Below are 674 nucleotides of genomic sequence, written 5' to 3'. Positions count from 1 at the left end.
GGGCGCCCGGCGCGCGCCGCGAGCTCCGTGTAGGTGACCGCCTCTCCCGCGGGAACCCGACGCAGCGCACGCCAGACCTCGCCGCGGAAGGGCGTCTCCGGCTGGGCGACGGGGAGGTCGTCGAGCGCTGTGAACTCGCCGGCGGCGTAGGATCGCAGCGCCTCGGCGATCGGACCGGAGCCGGTCGGTGCCTCCTCGACTCCACGGACCGCGAGAGAGGGATCGAGCCGGGCCAGCCGTTCCTCGAGGCTGCGGGCGGCAGGATCCTCGGCGGTCGCGAAGCCCGCCGCACGGATCGCGCCGTCCTCGGGCGTGACGAGCGCGTGGAACGGCGCGTCGATGATGCCGACGACGATGCGGGTGAGCGGAGCGTTCATGACGGATCCTTCGTGTCGGGCGCAATGGCGGTGGCGTGGCCGGTGGTAGCGGTGCCGGAGCGAGTGGCGGTGCCGGTGCCGGCGGTGGCGGTTGTGCCGGCGGTCTCGGTGGCTGTAGCGGTGGGCGTGCCGCCCGCCGCCTTCGCGGCGATGCCGACCGAGGCTCGGGCGGCGAGGAAGTCGGCCCAGAGGTGCTGCGTGGCGTAGCCGCGGAACGGACGCCAGGGTTCCGCGATCCCGCGGGTTTCGCGGTCGGTGCGGGCGCCGAGCGCGCGGCGCAGGATCAGGTCTCCGGCG

Annotated in this window: 1 protein-coding gene and 1 pseudogene; both read right to left on the bottom strand. The window is 75.2% G+C overall.

What is annotated here, in order from left to right; translation table 11 throughout:
* Window positions 1–377 (bottom strand): MGMT family protein (locus tag ACFPZL_RS14045; protein ID WP_382336030.1); only part of this gene is annotated, 377 nt, incomplete at its 3' end.
* Window positions 374–674, bottom strand: a pseudogene (locus tag ACFPZL_RS14040) (hypothetical protein); the annotation flags it as partial. The pseudogene ACFPZL_RS14040 and the gene ACFPZL_RS14045, both read right to left, overlap by 4 nt.

The organism is Leucobacter soli (assembly GCF_042659205.1).
Taxonomy (GTDB): domain Bacteria; phylum Actinomycetota; class Actinomycetes; order Actinomycetales; family Microbacteriaceae; genus Leucobacter; species Leucobacter soli.
Note: the sequence above shows the minus strand (reverse complement) of the source record. Positions and strands in the feature narration are given on the sequence as shown.